Below are 17,583 nucleotides of genomic sequence, written 5' to 3'. Positions count from 1 at the left end.
GTCAGACCGCGCTTCCAAGTTTGAAGATGGGGAGGTACATCGCAATTACTAAGCCGCCTACTATAACGCCCAGCACGGCCATGATCATCGGTTCCATCAGGCTGGTCAGGCTATCTACCATATTGTCGACTTCATCCTCGTAGTAGGTCGCTACTTTGTCCAGCATATTGTCTAATGCGCCGGACTCCTCGCCAATGGCAGTCATTTGGATTGCCAGACTCGGGAAAACGCCGGTAGAGCGCATCGAAAAATTCAATTGCATACCTGTGGAGACATCCTGTTTGACCTGATTGACCGCATGTCTAAAAACTACGTTACCCGTGGCTCCGGCGACAGAGTCCAACGCTTCGACAAGCGGCACGCCAGCGGCAAAAGTTGTAGCAAGTGTCCGAGCATAACGGGCCACTGACGATTTAAAAATCAATGGTCCAATGATAGGTGTTTTCAGTAGAAAACGATCCATGCTGTCTCGAAATTTCTGAGACTGCTTATAAGCTTTTTTAAATATGAAGAACCCGACAAAAAATAAGCCAACTAGCCCTAGCCACCACTGTTGTACGATTTCAGATAGGCCGATGACCATCAATGTGAACCCCGGCAGCTCCGCGCCAAAGCCGGTGAATACAGATTGAAATTGCGGCACTACCTTGATCAATAAGATGCCGGAAACAATAATGGCTACTATCAAAACGGCAGCGGGATAAGTCATGGCTTTTTTAATTTTGGCTTTCAGCTTTTCGGTCTTTTCCTTATAGCTCGCCACTCGGTCTAGCAGACTCTCTAGCGCACCAGCCTGCTCCCCAGCGTCTACTAAGTTGCAAAACAAGTCGTCGAAATATTCAGGCTTCTGCCTCAAGGCTGCTGCGAAACTATTGCCGGCAGACACCTCTTGTTTGAGGGAATTTACCAGCGCTTGCATGTTAGGGTTTTCGCTGCCCTCGATGATGATGTCAAATGATTGTAGCAGCGGCACCCCCGCCTTCATCATTGTCGCCATCTGCCGAGAAAAGAACGCGATGTCCAGCGGCTTTATCTTCTTGCCCTTGCCGAATAACGATACGGACTTCTTGCGCACCTTGGTCGGATTGATGCCTTGCTTGCGCAGTTGAGCTTTTACGAGCGCCAGATTATGGCCACTCAATTCGCCACTAATTTTAGTGCCTTTTTTATCGACACCTTCCCAGCTGTAAACGGTGACTTTAACTGCCTTGCTGGCCATGCTTAATCCTTGGTCACGCGATTGACTTCTTCAAGACTGGTAATGCCTTGCATGGCCTTCGACAGGCCGGAGGTCCTCAAATCATTGAAGCCGTCCTTGCGCATCTGCCTTGAAATCTCCAGTGAATTGCCTTCTTCCATGATGATACGTTCCAGCGCAGGTGTTTTCTTGACCACTTCATAAATCCCGACCCTGCCCCTGTAGCCGCCGTTGCAATGCTCACACCCTACTGGGCCATAGATTTTAAACGTACCGATCTTCTCCTCCGGAAAACCCTCCTGGATGAGCGTTTCCCGGGGTATATCGAGTTCTTTCTTACAATGGCTGCACAGCTTGCGCGCCAGCCGCTGGGCAATGATGAGGTTGATTGCTGTAGCGATGTTGAAAGCTGCGACACCCATATGATGCAAGCGAGTCAGAGTTTCTGCGGCGCTGTTAGTATGCAGAGTAGATAACACCATGTGGCCGGTCTGCGAGGCTTTAATGGCGATTTCGGCGGTTTCCAGATCTCGTATCTCGCCGACCATGATTACGTCGGGATCTTGACGCAGGAATGCGCGCAATGCCTGGGAAAAGTCCAATCCCTGACGCGGATTGACGTTGACCTGATTGATGCCTTCCAGGTTGATTTCTACCGGGTCTTCAGCTGTGGAAATGTTGATGTCCACAGTATTAAGAATGTTCAGGCCAGTGTACAGCGAGACGGTTTTACCCGAGCCAGTGGGGCCGGTCACAAGAATCATGCCTTGTGGCTGTTTCAAGGCCTCCATATATAAAGCTTTTTGGTCCGGCTCATAGCCCAGCGCGTCAATGCCCATCTGTGCGCTGGTCGGATCGAGAATCCGCATCACGATCTTCTCGCCCCACAGTGTCGGCAGCGTGTTCATACGGAAGTCGATAGCTTTGTTTTTTGACACTCGCAGCTTGACCCTACCGTCCTGCGGTTTACGCCGCTCAGAGATATCGAGACTGGCCATGACCTTAAGCCGTGCGGCAATCCGATTGGCCAGATGAATCGGTGGTCTGGCCACTTCATGCAAAATGCCGTCGGTACGCAGGCGCACGCGAAAAATCTTTTCGTAAGGTTCAAAATGCAGGTCCGACGAGCCCAGCCGTATCGCATCCATCAGCATCTTGTTGACGAAGCGCACAACAGGAGCATCGTCGGCATCACTCTGTGTCGCCAGTGAGGTTTCCTTGTCACTGGCAGGTTCGATTTCAAGACCCAGATCAATATCCGCCAACTCGCCGAGGCCGCTTTCAGTGTCAAAAAAGCGGTCTATGGCAAGGCTTAGCTTGTCATCTTCAACCAGAATCGCTTCAGTATTCAGGCCAGTGCTGAACTGAATATCTGTGATCGCCTGATGGTTTGTCGGGTCCGATATGCCGATAAACAGCTTGTTACCACGGCGCCACAGGGGGAGGGCATTATGCTGTCTGACGAGCTTCTCACTCACCAACCCCTTAGGCTGGCTTTCTTTGTCAAGACTGGAAAGATCCACGAAAGGAACGCCGAACTGATCAGACGCGATCTCTGCCAGCGTAAGGCTTTTGACCAGTTTGTTTTGTACCAGATAGCTAACCAGCGAAATTTTTTCGCGGCGCGCCTGCTGATAGGCCTGCTGGGCGGCAATTTCTGTAAGAAGCTCGGCCAAGACCAGTTGCTTGGCCAAACCGGTGAGAACAACATCAGTCATAAAACCACCAGACGCAGACAGTGTGAGGGTTATAGCGCAGTCGGACGATGCTGCCAAATAGCAGCGGTAAATGTGACAAAAATTGTCAGTTTCTGCGATTTTCTGAAAGCTATTCGGCTTGAATAGCTTATGGAATATGCGCAAGCGCAGAGTTGCCTTATTGTGGCACGAGCTGTGCTTATCTTGAGTGAAGGCGCTACCCTTTGACGCTTGGAGAAGTAAGCATGCAAACGCAAAAAGGCTTTACGTTGATCGAATTGATGATCGTTGTTGCGATCATCGGAATTTTGGCTGCTGTCGCACTACCCGCTTATCAGGACTACACTGCGCGAGCAAAAGCTTCGGAGCTGATCCTGGCTGCGAGTAGCGCCCGTACGTGCGTGACTGAGACCGTCGCCAGCAAGGGGTTTCTTGCGCTCGACGCATGTGGCACAGGATTCGTCGCTACTACATATGCGAAAAGCTTGACTGTCAACGCGACCACCGGGGCAATTACTGTGAAAGGCTTCATTAAAGCGGCGGATGACACAACTGTCACTATGACGCCCACTAAAAACGCTGGTGGCACAGACATTACCGGCTGGACGTGTATCGGTACTCCTTCCAATTGGATGCCAGGCTCTTGCAAGTCAAACAGCTAATCAGTCTGGAAGTGACTTTTGTGAGTCCACATTCAGAACGATATATGTTGTTGACGTGATTGAAAAAGCGCTACGCTTGACCCTCATATGACGGGCTAGTGTTTGCTTGACATAAAATAGAAACCCGATCATTAGTGATCGGGTTTTTTAGCGTGGACAGAATTTTGTTTTCAGTACTCAGAGAAAGCCTATTTTTTTTCGTGTGTTTTTCCGTACTGCTTGCGTGTGCTTGCATCTCTGATTTGACAATGCATGATCCCCAGAGGATGGGGCAGTTTTTTATCGGATTGTCATCTGTCGCAAGTCTATTCTGGAATTTCTCTAAGTATTCAGCTGTCAGTACTGCAGGGTTAAAGATAAGAGCAGTTTTTTTTCTTATATTGCTTGGTGGTGTTGTTTCAAGCCTTAGCGCCAGCCAGCCCTTGTGGGCGCTAACCGAGCTATCAGTCCTATTGCTGTCCTGCGCCATTGCCACCGCCTTTGCCCTGCAAAGAACACTTCACGGTGTCCAACTGGATCGCGCCTTTATAGGCTTTGTCATCCTCATCTGCATTGTTAAAACAATCCAGTTTCTATCCGCCTCCACAGCAGCATTCCTCAGCTCCGCCCCTGCCCTGGACACCGACCTCCTACTCGACGGCTTTTCCAACAAGCGCTTTTACGGCCAATTTCAGACCTTCACTCTGCCCTTACTGGTGCTGCCACTACTACTGCCCTCCACACGACGCTCAATCAAGGTCGGTTTGTTCTGCCTGACCAGCCTCTGGTGGATGATCGCGATCAGTGGGGGGACTCGGGGCACATGGCTGGGAATGGCCGCCGCAGTTGCAGTTTTGTTCTGCCTCGGACGTGCTGGACGCCGTTGGGCTGGTTGGCAGATGGGCGCGGCCTCGACGGGGCTTCTGCTGTTTACCCTGCTGTTTAACGTGCTGCCAAGCCTGCTGGGTATCGAAGTCAGCAATTTCGCAGGCGACCGCCTGACGACCTCACTGTCCGCACGTGAAATACTCTGGCAGCAAGCATGGGAAATGATCAAAGAGCGCCCGCTCCTTGGTTTTGGTCCCATGCATTTCGCTGATATATGGAATGCCGTGGCAGCGCACCCACATCAGGCCATTTTGCAATGGGCCTGTGAGTGGGGGATTCCCTCGACGTTATGCGTGGCAGGCCTTGCGTTATACGGGTTGAGCACCACCGCGGTACTATTGCACAAGCGCGCGCTGTCTCTTGAGCCTGTAGACCTAATGCGCCTGTGCCTGTTCGCCAGTCTCGTTGGTGCCCTGACCCAGTCGATGGTCGACGGCGTGATCGTCATGCCCTATTCACAACTCTGGCTGGCGATCATTGTGGGCTGGCTGCTGGCGTTGCATGAATGGCAAACACCCCTTCGTCCTGCCAGTGTTGCGTTCAGTCGTGCATGGCTGGTTTATCTGACGCTTGCAGTAGGTATGATCTTCTACATCATCGTTCGTGATGTTCCGGATATGGATACACGCAAGCAGCAATTCGCCGAAGACTTCGGTGGGCGGTATTCTCCTCGTTTCTGGATGCAGGGCGTTATTGCGCATCCCCTTGGGAGATGACTGCGACACTTGTGCTAGCATTTTGTGCGTTAGACAGCTTGATCCAGGGACGAGTAAGCAGAGACGCGTCTCGGTGAAATTTAGATAAAGTATTTTCTTTCGGAGTATTCAATGGCTGCAAAGATGCCTTTACAGCGCACTGAAACTCCATCGAATTTCTCGGTATTTTCTCTGTTGAGGAAAGGCAGTCCTCTAATCGTTCAGTGGATGTCAACGATTTACGGCGCTGCAATGTCGCTTGGCATCTCAGTTCTCCTGGCGAGAAGCATGGGGCCGGATGCCTTTGGCGCTTACACCTACATTTATGTTCTCGCTATGTTTCTGGCATTGATCCAGGACGCGGGTCTTAAGACCCTTTTTCTGCGTGAGCGAGCCTCTCCTACGGCGGCTCTGAAAGCGTTGAATCAAACGCTGCCGAGCCAAGCGTTATTGCATCTTGTAATCAGCAGCCTGGTGTTAATGCTGCTCGCCTGCCTGGCTTCCCGCTGGATAGATGGTTTCGCGCTGGCTGCTGCAGTGTTCTGTTTCGGCGCAATTACTCTGGTTACATGGTTATCGTCATGGCTCAAAGGCCCTGGAGAGTTTTCCAAGGATGCGTTCTTTCAGGTTTGCTCTCGAAGTCTGAGCGCGCTGATGATCCTGTCCAGCGTTGCTATCTTCGGTTTGACACCTGTCGCAATCTTCTCTGCCTGGGGGCTTGGCCTGCTGCTGACATTCGTTTGGTTTCGGCGAGAGTTGCCTACGCTGATCAAAGCACCGCTGATGTTGCCCGTATGGGCTTACCGTAGTGCGTTCGTTTTTCTGTTGCTAGACCTGCTTACAACAATCTACCACCGCGTAGACATCGTCATTTTGCATAGCGTGCTGGGTTATGTCCCGCAAGTAGGTTCCTACGCCGTTGCTTGCCGGTTGATTGACGGCGTCATGCTGCTTACTACTCCTCTCGCGCTAGTGATATTCCGGCGCATGCGGCATTTGGCGGAGACGCCGGACGGTAGCGTTAATTTCAGCCGCAAGGCGATCCTGATCGCTTTTGCGATTGGTGCGTTGCTGGCAGGCGGTGGCTGGATATCAGGCGGCTGGGGAGTAGGCCTGCTTTTTGGTAGCACTTATGTTGACGAAACACAGCCCATCATGGGTTGGTTGTCGATTTCATTGTTCTTTGCTCTCCCAAATTTTGTTCTTACGCAATGCGCAGTTGCAACTCATCAAGAGCGTTTTTTCCTGGTCAGCGCTGCATTTTCGTTACTCGTTAATGTATGCCTTAATGCGTGGCTTGTTCCATTGCACGGGGCGCTGGGGGCTGCATGGGCAACTGTCTGTTCAGAGGCCATATTGACTCTCTGCCTGTTGCTTGGCGGTATGCTCGCAGTAAAGCACGACACGTCTGCTCAATAAGGCCCTCGCCTTAAACTATCCGCCGAGGGCCGTAAGTCAGAGCTAAGTGCTACCTCACAACCCCATCAACCCGAGCCCGCCCTTTAAACCTCTTCCTCACCCCAACCACAACCATCACCACCAGCAACCCCACCACCACAAAAAAGATCGTGTTAAACACCGGAAACGGCTGATCACGGCTCGTCACCGCTTCAACCTCGGTCACGTTGGGAAACATCGATAGGATCGTTATGCGCCAGCCGTAATAACGAATCAGCGCCAGTTGCTGGGAATCACGCGAGTAGCCCTGGGCTTTGGCCTGGATGTCGGCGGAGTCGAATTTGAAGTACCACGGGAAGCTCCAGCCGGTGTCTTCGTTGCGGTAGACCACGACTTTCTTGGTGTCCGGGTCTTCGGTGTTGATGAAGTACACGTCGCGGGTCGGGCCGTCTGCCGGGTTTTCGGCGTTGATGACGCCGTCGGCGTCCATTCTTTTGACTTCCACGCCGGTGATCATCACGACATCATGGCGCGGCAGGACGTAATAAAGGCTTAATGCGCCGATCCCGAGTGCCACGAATACCACAAGCCAAATCGACCTTCTCAGCCACTTCATACCAGCGTCCTCTGTTTAAAATTGCGTGACTTTGCCCTAATCCGAACATTTCGAAGCAAAACAGTTATTACAAAATTCGACAAGGCCGTTGCAGATGGCGTTGTCTTCCGGAGATTTACATGATTTGGTTCCTTGAAGGGCAGTCCAGCCAGCGTGAAGTGATCATGGGCGCGCGCGATGCGCTGCCTGCGTCGGTGCAGATTATCGCCTCCCATCGCCAGCAGCGCTCCGAAATTACCGGGCAGGCCCATGTGGCGCTGCAAGAGCCGGTCGATAATGAAGAGCGTATCGACTGGGTGCTGGAGACCGCTCGTTCGCTGGGCGTCCGGACTATTGTCGCCGGGCGTATAGGCAGCTTTTACGAAGCGCAGCGTGCACGTTTTGTTGCCGAAGGTTTGGACCTCGTCACGGGCGGAACGTCCCAGCAGACCTTCATGGATGTCGATGACAAGAGCCGCTTCACGGCGGCGGCCGAGGCGGCGGGTCTGGCTTGCATTCCCGGAATTGCCGCGAGCAGCGCCGAGGAGTTGCAGGCGGCTTACGATTCGTTGTCGGTATCTGGCGAGGTGTGTATCAAGCCGGTGGTCGGGATTTACGGGCGGGGCTTCTGGCGCTTCAAGGCCGATGTCGACGATTTTCGCTGTTTCGCCAATCCGGATGCGCATGAAACGACTTTTCAGGCGTACCTTAATGCTTATCGTCAGGCCGAAGACGTACCGGCGATGCTGCTGATGCCGTATATGCCCGGCAGTGAATGCTCGGTGGACATGGTCTGTGAACACGGCAAGGCGGTTGCTTTTGTCGGGCGGCGCAAGGTGGGGCTGAATCAGACCTTCGAGCGCGACAGCGAAGCGGTGCAACTGGCGGTGCGCGCAGCGGAGCATTTTGCCTGCGACGGGTTGATCAATGTGCAGACCCGTGACGACGCTGACGGCAAGCCGCGTTTGCTGGAAATCAACCCGCGTTACTCCGGCGGGATCGGTTATACGCGTGAAACCGGCGTCAACCTGCCGGGTATTTTTGCGACACGCCGTCTTGGCTTGAAAGAACCGGAAACACATTGGCTTGAGGATATCCGCGTGAAGGCCATCACGGTCGCTGTACGGGCCACGGTTTGATCAGGATAATAGATTTTTGCTATCACTAATCGCTCTTATCAGGGAGGATCGGGCATGAAGCTTCTTGCGCCAGGTGCAAACACTGCTTTAGCAAACGCCCACTGCACCTGGAATCTGGAGAGCGGCAAATCTTCAGTTTTTGGTGAGTACGCAGCGGTCGCTTTGCTGGCGGTCAACGACAAGCGCCAGCCCATGGGCGACCCGGCGCTGCTGCACCAGGAACAGAGCTGGATGGAGTGGAGCGGCGGCCCTCAGGATGTTGGCTGTACGCTCAGGCTGGACAGGCTTCCGGCGGGCAGTGATCGCGTGTTGTTGATGGTCTATGTATATGCAGCCATGGGGCCGGTCCGTGACGTTTCCAGCCTGCATCTCAAAGTGGATGCCGACATCGAGCATCGGCTGGATCTGCGCGATAACGGCGAAGCGGCGATCATCATCGGCGAGTTCTACAAGCGCAATGAACAGTGGAAATTCCGCGCGCTGAGCGAAGGCTCGGCGTATGGGCTGTCGGCGTTTGGGCGCAAGATTGGCCTGGACGTTGATGACCGTCACCCGCGCCACCCGTCTGGTGGCTCCGGTGGCGGGCCTCGGCATGAGTCGGCGACCGGCACGGCATTTGTGGTCGGCCCGGCGCACGTCATGACCTGTGCGCATGTCATCGAAGACATGGGCGTGTTCTACATCACTTCACTGGAGGGCCGTTACAAGGCCGAGCCGGTGGTGATCGACCGTCGCAACGACATCGCGCTGCTGCGAGTGCAGGGCGCGCAGCCGTTGTCTCCGGTTACATTCCGGGACGGGCAGGGCTGTGAGCCGGGTGATACCGTAGCGGTCCTGGGTTACCCGTTGGCGTCCATTTCCGTTGGCGGGCTGCAGGTGACGCAGGGCGGGATCTCCGGTCTGTTCGGTCTGCACAATGACGCCAGCCTGTTCCAGTTCACGGCACCGATTCAGCCAGGGTCCAGTGGCAGCCCGCTGTTTGACAACGGTGGCGCGGTGATCGGCATGGTGACATCCACCGTGCCGGACGGGCAAAACATGAACTTTGCAGTGAAGTCCGCACTGCTGCTGTCCTTTCTGCAGGCATGCCGTATCGATGCGCCGCATGCCCGCCCGGAAAGGTCGTACACCACCACAGAAATCTCACGCGCCGCACAGTCATCGTTATGGCTCGTTGAAGCTTCTCGCCAATGACGTCGGTGTTGCCTGCTCAAGTGGCAGGCGTCTGGGGCTGCGGCCCCGTTACTCAGGAATTTATCAATGGACAGCAGCGCAGCTTTTTCCAACTCTACAAAGCTTCGTGCTGACCTGCTTCGTGGTCGTCTCGACGTCAGCGTCGATTCGTCCACTATTGCCCCGGATTCTCTGTTCGGCTTCGCTGAACGACGCAACCCCAAGCGCGCATTTCTGTTCGTGTCCCGGGTGCTTGGGCGTCATATTCCCGCGCGTCCGGGCGTGATGCTGAAAAGTTTTCAGGACCTGGCGCACAAGATTCCGGCAGACCTGCCCGGCCCGGTGCTCGTCATCGGCATGGCCGAAACCGCAGTCGGTCTCGGTGCCGGCGTGCACCGTGCCTACAGCGCAACGCGATCTGATGCCTTGTATCTGGTCAGCACGCGCCATCCTACCGGCAGCGAGCTGTTCGCCCGCTTTGAAGAAGAGCACAGCCACGCCAGCGCTCACCTTATCCATCTGCCTGTCGATCCGGCGCTACGCGAGATGATGCTCGGCGCACGTTCGCTGGTGCTGGTCGATGACGAGGCGTCGACGGGCAAGACCTTCATCAATCTCCATCAGGCGCTGGTCGAGGCCGGGCTCAGCAACATCGAGCGGGTGGTGACGTGTGTGCTTACCGACTGGTCGGCAGGTGCAGTCAGCACGTCGATGGGCGCAGTGGCCGAGCAGGTCTCGTTGTTGCAGGGCTCGTACTCTTTCGATGAAGACGTGAGCGCGCCATTGCCGGATATGCCTGAGGTTGGCACCGTCGCAATGGGCGACTGGCCGCTGGTAACCGCCAATGACTGGGGGCGGATGGGCGTGTTGTCGGTTGCCGATACGCTGGCGCCAGGGCTTACCGTGCAAAAGGGTGAACGCGTTCTGGTGGTGGGCACCAGCGAGTTCGTCTGGCGTCCGTTTCTGCTGGCCGAGCGTCTGGAAAAAGCCGGTGCCGATGTGCATTTCAGCTCTACCAGCCGTTCACCGATTGCACTGGGACATGCCATCGACCATGCGCTGTCGTTCTCCGACAACTATGGCCTGGGCATTCCCAACTTCCTTTACAACGTGCGGCCGGGTCAGTTTGACCGGGTGCTGATCTGCACCGAAACCCCGAGGCAGGCCGTACCCGCCGAGCTTATCGAAGCGCTGAACGCCGAGGTTATCTGCGATGAGTAACGACCGCCCGCTGATCTTCGTCGATCTGGACGACACACTCTTCCAGACCGCCCGCAAAACGCCCGCGAACATTGAAAAACATGTCGCAACGCTGGATATCAGCGGTAACGCCAATGGCTACATGACCAACGTGCAGAAGTCCTTCGCGCACTGGCTGCTGGCTCATTCCGATGTGGTGCCGGTGACGGCGCGCAGTGTCGAGGCCTACAGCCGGGTCAAACTGCCGTTCACCGCAGGCGCGATCTGTTCGCACGGCGGTGTGATGCTCGATGTCATGGGGCGGCTGGACCAGGACTGGAACGAGCAGATGAAAAATACCCTGGCCAGCTATCAATCGCGGTTGCATGAATTGTCTGCCGCCACACTGGCGATTGGTGAGGAGCTGGGCTTTTCACTGCGCGGCTGGGTGGTTGAAGAGGCGCAGCTGTTTCATTACGTGGTGACAAAGCATAACGAGAGCGATGACAGCGTGCTCAGCAAGGTGCTGGCCGAAGTGCAGGCCCGCGGCCTGCTTGACGGCATGCACATCCACGGCAATGGCAACAACCTGGCCTTTCTGCCCGAGGGGCTGGCCAAGCGTTACGCGGTTCAGGAGTGGCTGCGGCGCGACAAGGCCATCAATGGCGAACGCCCGGTGCTCGGTTTTGGCGACAGCATTACCGACCTAGGTTTCATGGACGAGTGCCACTGGTGGGCGACACCCGCCCGCAGTCAGTTGGCGAAAATGTTTGTCGGAGCAGAGCATGAGTGATCCCGTTCACGGGCTCGATACGGTAGGCAGTGGCAGTTATCTGTACGACGACGTGCATTTTCTGCTGCGCAGCGTTGCGATGCAGACCACCAGCGTGGTGGAGAAGGAGCGCCTGATCCAGACACGCCAGAAGCACTACTCGGAAATGATCAGCGAGGAGTCCGCCCCCAGCGCCGCTCACAAGGCGTTGTATGAGCGTGCACTCAGCCAGAACGGTGCGCGTATGGCCGATGACGTGCAAGCCCTGGCGCAGGCGCTTGACCGCGAATGCACCGGCGCTGAAATCGTTCTGGTGTCGTTCGTGCGTGCCGGTCTGCCGCTGGGTGTGTTGTTGCGTCGGGCGCTGATCGATCTGCACCGCGAAGCGCATCACTACGGCATCAGTATCGTTCGTGATCGCGGCATCGATAAAGTCGCGCTGGAGGCCATCATTCTGGCCCACGGCGCGCAAAACATCGTGTTTGTCGACGGCTGGACCGGCAAGGGCGCAATTTCGGGTGAAATACGTCGCAGTCTGGCAGGCGACACGCGCTTCCCTAAAGAACCGCGACTGGTGGTGCTGGCCGATCCCTGCGGCAGTGCCTGGCTGGCGGCGTCGGCAGAAGACTGGGTGATTCCGTCCGGTATTCTTGGCGCGACCGTGTCCGGGCTGGTGTCGCGCTCTATCTGGCCGACGGACGGCGGGCTGCATGGTTGTGTGGTTTACGAGCAGTTGCAGGGCCACGACGTCACGCAGTCTTTTATTGAACAGATCGACAGCCAGCGTCGTCAAAACAGTTCTACGCTCACGCTGACACCCTGGACGCTTACTCAGCGAGCCGGGCTCAAGGACGCTGCAACGCAGGTGGTCGACCGTTTGGCCGAACGCTTTGATATCACTAACTTCAATCGCATCAAACCGGGCATTGCCGAAGCCACTCGCGCAGTCATGCGCCGTGTTCCAGACCATGTGCTGGTACGCAATCGGGCGGACAGCGATGTGCAATTGCTGCTGCACCTGACCGAAAAAGCGGGGATTCCCGTTGAAGAAGTCGGCGATGTGCTGGGGCCTTATCGGGCAGTGACCATCATTCGGAGTCTGAGCTAATGGCCTTATTTTCGCCTTATGCGTTGGGGGCAACGCTGTACATGCCCGCCACCCGCGATGACATCGTCGATGTGGTGTTCGGTGAAAAGATTCCCGAACTGCGTTCGCTGGTCGTGTGCCTGGAAGATGCGGTAGCGCTGATTGATGTCGATACAGCGCTGGTCAACCTTCGCCAGGTGCTGACCCGCATTCAGGACCGTGGCGGCCGCCCGGCCAACGGTCCGCTGTTGTTCGTTCGTCCGAGAGATGCCGCAATGGCGCGGATTCTCAATGACTGGCCGCTGATGGCGCACGTTGACGGGTTCGTTGTCCCCAAGCTTTCACTGAAAAGTCTGACGAGTTGGGAGCAGTCCGTTACCAACCCGGCGCTGGCGTTGATGCCTACACTGGAAACGCCGGAAGTGTTCGATCCGTCGGCAATGGTCGAACTTGGGCAAGCGCTGAAAGCCAGTCTGTACGAGCGGATTATTGCGTTGCGCATCGGTGGCAATGACCTGATGGGCTGTCTGGGGCTGCGCCGCAACCCGGCCATGACCCTGTATTCGACGCCCATGGGCTATGTGATCCCGATGCTGGCGGGAGTGATGGGGTCGCAGGGGTTTGCACTCACCGCACCAGTGTTCGAGCAACTGGCCACACCTGACATTCTGGAACATGAACTGGCGCTGGATATTACCAATGGGTTGGTCGGTAAAACGGCAATTCACCCCTCGCAGGTCAATATCATTCAGAATGCACTACGCGTCAGTCTGGAGGACATGAACTCCGCCCGGATGATTTTGAACTCTGTGGCCCCCGCAGTGTTCAAGTACAACGATGCGATGTGTGAACCGGCTACCCATTACAAATGGGCAACCCACATCATGGAGCGCGCCAAATGGCATGGAGTGTTATCCGCACCCGCTTCGATCATGGATGCCAGCATTCGACTCGCTGAGGCAGTTAGCTAGATGATAGAACCTGACCTTGAAACCGTAGAACCTGATATTGAACCTGTAGGACCTGATCTTGAAATCGAAGTGGAACAACGCCTGCTAGCGGTTTTCGATTTCGACGGGACCATCACCCGGCACGACAGCTTTGTGCCTTTTCTCAAGTTCGCCTTTGGGCAACGTGCCTTTTCCGTGCGCATGGCCCGTTTGGTGCTGCCGAGCATCGGCTATCTCGCCAAGCGCGTGACCCGCGACGAACTGAAGGGGCGCTTGATCAAGGCGTTCCTCAGCGGCGTTGAAGTGCAATGGCTGCAGCAAAAGGCCGAGGCGTTCTGCCAGTCGCACTGGAGCCGCCTGATGCGCCCGGCTGCGCTGGAGTCCATCGCCGCCGAAATCGACAAGGGTGCCATTGTCACGCTTTGTTCAGCATCGCCTGCTATGGTTCTGCAACCCTTCGCTGATCGCTTGAAAGTAGAGCTGATCGGCACCAATCTGGAAGTCATCGACGGCAAACTGACTGGATTGATCGAAGGCAGCAACTGTCGTTGCGATTCGAAAGTCGCACGCCTTGAAAGTGTTTATGGGCCGCTCACGCAGTTCCGGGTTCGTGCCTGGGGCGACACGCGGGGTGACCACGAATTGCTCGCCGCTGCTCAGGATGCGCACTGGCGTTTGTTCCATCCGACGTGGCGTCGAGGTCGTTATAAAGGCCCCGTTAACGCCAAGTTACACAATCCTGATGGCAATGATGGGCCAACACGGTAAGGCTGTAACACTTTTATCCGAATTCCGACGTTCACATGGAGCGAAAAATGGCACTCACTTTGGCAAAGAACCAGACGATCTCACTGGAGAAAACCGCTGGTACCGGCCTCAAGAAAGTCAGTATGGGCCTTGGATGGGACCCTGAAAAAGCCAGCGGTTTCTTCGGCAAGTTGCTCGGCGGTGGCGGCGGCGATATCGACCTGGATGCCTCATGCATCATGCTCGACGCCGACAAAAAGCCCCTCGACCTGGTCTGGTTCCGCCAGTTGCAGTCGCGCGACGGTGCCATTCAGCACTCGGGTGACAACCGCACCGGCGAAGGCGCGGGCGACGATGAAACCATCAGCGTTGATCTGGAAAAACTGCCAGCCGCGGTCAAATACCTGGTGTTCACCGTCAACTCGTTCACCGGTCAGAATTTCGAAAAAGTCGCCAACGCCTACTGCCGCATTGTCGATCTGGGCAGCCGCAACGAACTGGGCCGCTTTGATCTGTCCGAGAAAGGTCAGCACACCGGCGTTGTGATGTCCTACCTGGCGCGCACCCCCGCAGGCTGGGATTTCACCGCAGTTGGTCAGGTTACCAACGGCCGTACTGCAGATGATCTGGTCGAACTGGCCATCGGAGCTGTACGCGCATGACCCAACTTGTCCCAGGCGCCAACGCGCCAGTCGCTGCCGGTCCGTTGACGGTCGAGGTCAGCTATTCCCCGCTGGCGGATGCGGATATCGACGTGTCTGCATTCCTGCTGACCGCCTCCGGCAAGGTGCGTGGCGATCAGGACATGTGTTTCTACGGCCAGAAAAGCGTCAACGGCGGTGCGGTCCAGCAGACGGAAGCGTCGGCCGGGCGTGCTGTGTTCAGTCTTGACCCGAGCCGTCTGGATTCAGTCATCGAGAAGGTCGCCCTGACGGCAACCATCTATGAGAACAAGGCCAGTTTTGGCAGCGTGTCACGGTTGGCTCTGAGCATCACTGGCGGTATCGAAGCCGATATCCCTACCAGCGGCATGAAAGAAACCGCATTGATTCTGGGCGAGTTTTATCTGCGTCAGGGCGCGTGGAAATTCCGCTGCGTCGCCCAGGGTTTTGCCGGCGGGCTTGAACCGCTGGCAAAAAACTTTGGCGTAGAGGTCGCAGCGCCCCAGGATCAACCTGCACCTGCACCTGCACCTGCACCTGTTCCCGCGCCTGCACCCAAGTCGACCGTCAGTTTGAGCAAGATCACGCTCGACAAGACCCGTGCTTCGATCAGTCTGGAGAAATCCAGCGCCGGTTTCGGTGAGATTCGGGTCAACCTGAACTGGAACCGTCGTAACGACAGCAAGGGCGGCGGCTTCTTCTCGATGAAGAAGAGCAATGCCATCGACCTTGATGTAGGCTGCCTCTTCGAAATGCACGACGGTCTCAAAGGCGCTGTGCAGGCGCTGGGCAATTCGTTTGGTTCGCTCAACACCGAGCCTTTCATCAAACTGATGGGCGATGACCGTACTGGCTCGATCAGTGACGGTGAGTGGCTGCATATCAATGGCGCGCACTGGAGCAAGATCCGTCGCATTCTGGTTTATGCGTTCATCTATGAAGGTGCGCCGAACTGGAAAGAAACCGACGGTGTTGTCACCATTCATGCGCCGGGCCAGCCGCCCATCGAGGTTCGCCTCAACGAAGAAGGTGGTCGTCAGGGCATGTGTGCAATTGCCCTGCTGGAAAATGACAATGGTGCAGTCAAGGTGACGCGTCGGGTGGATTTCCACAATGGCCACAGCAACATGGACAAGGCCTATGGCTGGGGCATGCGCTGGGCTGCCGGTTCCAAGTAAACAATACCGTGGTATTTCTGGGCTGGCTGTGCCGCCTCATGGGAGATAGACATGCTGGACTGGTTGAAAACAAACGCAACGGCTGCTCGCGACAAGCTGGCTTCGGAAGTTTCGAAGTTCAAGAACCGCGAATTCATGGAAGCTGTGGTTTCCGGCTGTGCGCTGGTATCGGCCGCTGACGGCGATATCAGCTCCAGTGAAAAGCAGAAAATGGCTGGCTTCATCCAGAACTCTCAGGAACTGAAAGTTTTTGACATGAAGGAAGTCATCCAGGGTTTTCAGGAAGCGTGCTCCAAGTTCGAGTTCGATTTTGAAATTGGTCGTGCCGAAGCGTTGAAAACCATCGGCAAGATCAAAAAGAAAGAAGATGCCGCCCGTTTGCTGGTGCGCGTCTGCTGTGCTATCGGTGGCGCTGATGGCAGCTTCGACGAGAAAGAGCGGGAAGTCTGCCGCACGATCTGCCGAGAGCTTGGCCTGAACCCGTCCGATTTCGACCTGTAATTTTTTACCCTAAGGAACGCAGTTAAATGGAAAGCACCTCTCTAGGCTTCCCTCCACTCACGATGGCGGTTTTCGTCGGCCTGGCCATTACGGCCATGGCTATCGACATGTTCTCCCACCGGGGAAACAAGCCGATCACCCTCGCGCAAGCCTCGGCGTGGTCGATTTTCTGGGTCGCCATTTCGCTGGCTTTTGCCGGTTTCCTGTATGTGCAGCACGGCTCCGAAGTCGCCACGCTGTTCGTTACCGGTTACGCGCTGGAAAAAGTGCTGAGCGTCGACAACCTGTTCGTGTTCATGGCCTTGTTCTCCTGGTTCAAGATCCCGGATGGCCTGCGCCACCGCGTTCTGTACTGGGGCATCATCGGTGCCATCGTCTTCCGCGGCATCTTCGTCGCCATCGGTACAGGCCTGCTGGCTCTGGGGCCGTGGGTCGAAGTGGTGTTTGCGGTCATCGTTGCCTGGACCGCCATCATGATGCTCAGAGCGGGTGATGATGACGACGAAGAAGTCGACTACTCGCAACACATGGCGTATCGCTTCGCCAAGAAGCTGTTCCCGGTATGGCCGAAGCTGCACGGCAGCAACTTCTTCGTCCGTCGCTCGGTACTGGAAGAAGAAGTCAAAAAACCGGAAAACGCCGGTATCACCCTGGCCGCCAAGGGCGCTCTGTTCGCGACCCCGTTGTTCCTGTGTCTGGTTGTGGCTGAAATCTCCGACGTGCTGTTCGCGTTCGACTCCGTGCCAGCAATCATTGCAGTGAGCCGCGAGCCGCTGATCGTGTTCTCGGCCATGCTGTTCGCGATTCTTGGTCTGCGTACCCTGTACTTCGTTCTTGAAGCCCTCAAGCGCTATCTGGTGCATCTGGAGAAAGCGGTTATCGCCTTGCTGTTCTTCATCGCCATCAAACTGGGCCTGAACGCAACCAACCACCTGTTCCACCACGGTTACGAGATCAGCGCCAATACCAGCCTGCTGGTTGTGGTCGTCGTGTTGATCATCGGTATCGTTGCAAGCCTGCTCTTCCCGGGTAAAGAAGAATCCGCTGAAGAAAAAGCGTAAACACTGGATAAAGGAGATAACC

General features: G+C 55.9%; 17 protein-coding genes. 14 read left to right on the top strand and 3 right to left on the bottom strand.

What is annotated here, in order from left to right; all coding sequences use genetic code 11:
• Window position 1: 1 nt before the first annotated feature.
• Together LJU29_RS22840 and pilB are read right to left on the bottom strand one after the other, a co-directional pair.
• Window positions 2-1,219, bottom strand: a complete 1,218-nt coding sequence (locus LJU29_RS22840) for a type II secretion system F family protein (RefSeq protein WP_122322325.1) — start codon at window positions 1,217-1,219, stop codon at window positions 2-4.
• A 2-nt stretch (window positions 1,220-1,221) separates the two neighbouring features.
• Window positions 1,222-2,916 carry a type IV-A pilus assembly ATPase PilB gene (gene pilB / locus LJU29_RS22835; protein ID WP_122322326.1) on the bottom strand — a complete coding sequence of 565 codons (1,695 nt, stop codon included), beginning with the start codon at window positions 2,914-2,916 and terminating at the stop codon, window positions 1,222-1,224.
• Window positions 2,917-3,140: 224 nt separating this feature from the next.
• Between pilB and LJU29_RS22830 the strand changes: the two genes are divergently transcribed.
• The 3 genes from LJU29_RS22830 to LJU29_RS22820 all read left to right on the top strand — a co-directional run bounded on the left by LJU29_RS22830 (window position 3,141) and on the right by LJU29_RS22820 (window position 6,538).
• Window positions 3,141-3,557, top strand: coding sequence for a pilin (locus LJU29_RS22830; RefSeq protein WP_122322339.1), 417 nt, complete (start codon window positions 3,141-3,143; stop codon window positions 3,555-3,557).
• 161 nt (window positions 3,558-3,718) lie between these two features.
• Window positions 3,719-5,140: an O-antigen ligase family protein gene (locus LJU29_RS22825; protein ID WP_371321921.1), complete on the top strand. Its 1,422-nt coding sequence runs from the start codon at window positions 3,719-3,721 to the stop codon at window positions 5,138-5,140.
• 111 nt (window positions 5,141-5,251) lie between these two features.
• Window positions 5,252-6,538, top strand: coding sequence for an oligosaccharide flippase family protein (locus LJU29_RS22820; RefSeq protein WP_122322328.1), 1,287 nt, complete (start codon window positions 5,252-5,254; stop codon window positions 6,536-6,538).
• 49 nt (window positions 6,539-6,587) lie between these two features.
• On the opposite strand, the gene LJU29_RS22815 is transcribed toward LJU29_RS22820, so the two are convergent.
• Complete coding sequence (locus LJU29_RS22815) at window positions 6,588-7,133, bottom strand: DUF1523 family protein (protein ID WP_011167731.1); 546 nt, start codon at window positions 7,131-7,133, stop codon at window positions 6,588-6,590.
• A gap of 119 nt (window positions 7,134-7,252) precedes the next feature.
• On the opposite strand from LJU29_RS22815, the gene LJU29_RS22810 reads away from it, so the two are divergent.
• The 11 genes from LJU29_RS22810 (at window position 7,253) to LJU29_RS22760 (ending at window position 17,561) form a co-directional block, all read left to right on the top strand.
• Window positions 7,253-8,251, top strand: a complete 999-nt coding sequence (locus tag LJU29_RS22810; RefSeq protein WP_122322330.1) for an ATP-grasp domain-containing protein — start codon at window positions 7,253-7,255, stop codon at window positions 8,249-8,251.
• A gap of 54 nt (window positions 8,252-8,305) precedes the next feature.
• Window positions 8,306-9,445, top strand: coding sequence for a trypsin-like peptidase domain-containing protein (locus LJU29_RS22805; RefSeq protein ID WP_122322331.1), 1,140 nt, complete (start codon window positions 8,306-8,308; stop codon window positions 9,443-9,445).
• A gap of 66 nt (window positions 9,446-9,511) precedes the next feature.
• Complete coding sequence (locus tag LJU29_RS22800; protein WP_002552029.1) at window positions 9,512-10,645, top strand: phosphoribosyltransferase domain-containing protein; 1,134 nt, start codon at window positions 9,512-9,514, stop codon at window positions 10,643-10,645.
• Window positions 10,638-11,396, top strand: a complete 759-nt coding sequence (locus LJU29_RS22795) for an HAD family hydrolase (RefSeq protein WP_054995235.1) — start codon at window positions 10,638-10,640, stop codon at window positions 11,394-11,396. The genes LJU29_RS22800 and LJU29_RS22795 overlap by 8 nt, the downstream gene beginning before the upstream one ends.
• On the top strand, window positions 11,389-12,483 hold the full coding sequence (locus LJU29_RS22790; RefSeq protein WP_005757140.1) for a cysteine protease StiP family protein: 1,095 nt from the start codon (window positions 11,389-11,391) through the stop codon (window positions 12,481-12,483). The genes LJU29_RS22795 and LJU29_RS22790 overlap by 8 nt, the downstream gene beginning before the upstream one ends.
• Window positions 12,483-13,433, top strand: a complete 951-nt coding sequence (locus tag LJU29_RS22785; protein WP_002552032.1) for an HpcH/HpaI aldolase/citrate lyase family protein — start codon at window positions 12,483-12,485, stop codon at window positions 13,431-13,433. Before LJU29_RS22790 ends, LJU29_RS22785 begins: the two co-directional genes overlap by 1 nt.
• Complete coding sequence (locus LJU29_RS22780) at window positions 13,434-14,180, top strand: HAD-IB family hydrolase (RefSeq protein WP_044321542.1); 747 nt, start codon at window positions 13,434-13,436, stop codon at window positions 14,178-14,180.
• 47 nt (window positions 14,181-14,227) lie between these two features.
• Complete coding sequence (locus LJU29_RS22775) at window positions 14,228-14,821, top strand: TerD family protein (protein WP_005757133.1); 594 nt, start codon at window positions 14,228-14,230, stop codon at window positions 14,819-14,821.
• On the top strand, window positions 14,818-15,999 hold the full coding sequence (locus LJU29_RS22770; protein WP_257111221.1) for a TerD family protein: 1,182 nt from the start codon (window positions 14,818-14,820) through the stop codon (window positions 15,997-15,999). Before LJU29_RS22775 ends, LJU29_RS22770 begins: the two co-directional genes overlap by 4 nt.
• 51 nt (window positions 16,000-16,050) lie before the next feature.
• Window positions 16,051-16,500 (top strand): tellurite resistance TerB family protein, encoded by a 450-nt coding sequence (locus LJU29_RS22765; protein ID WP_002552036.1) that lies wholly within the window; start codon window positions 16,051-16,053, stop codon window positions 16,498-16,500.
• A gap of 26 nt (window positions 16,501-16,526) precedes the next feature.
• The gene (locus tag LJU29_RS22760) at window positions 16,527-17,561 is read left to right on the top strand and encodes a TerC/Alx family metal homeostasis membrane protein (RefSeq protein ID WP_005732348.1); all 1,035 of its coding nucleotides are present in this window, start codon (window positions 16,527-16,529) and stop codon (window positions 17,559-17,561) included.
• Window positions 17,562-17,583: the final 22 nt, after the last annotated feature.

Source organism: Pseudomonas ficuserectae, assembly GCF_024584585.1.
Classification (GTDB): Bacteria; Pseudomonadota; Gammaproteobacteria; order Pseudomonadales; family Pseudomonadaceae; genus Aquipseudomonas; species Aquipseudomonas amygdali.
Note: the sequence above shows the minus strand (reverse complement) of the source record. Positions and strands in the feature narration are given on the sequence as shown.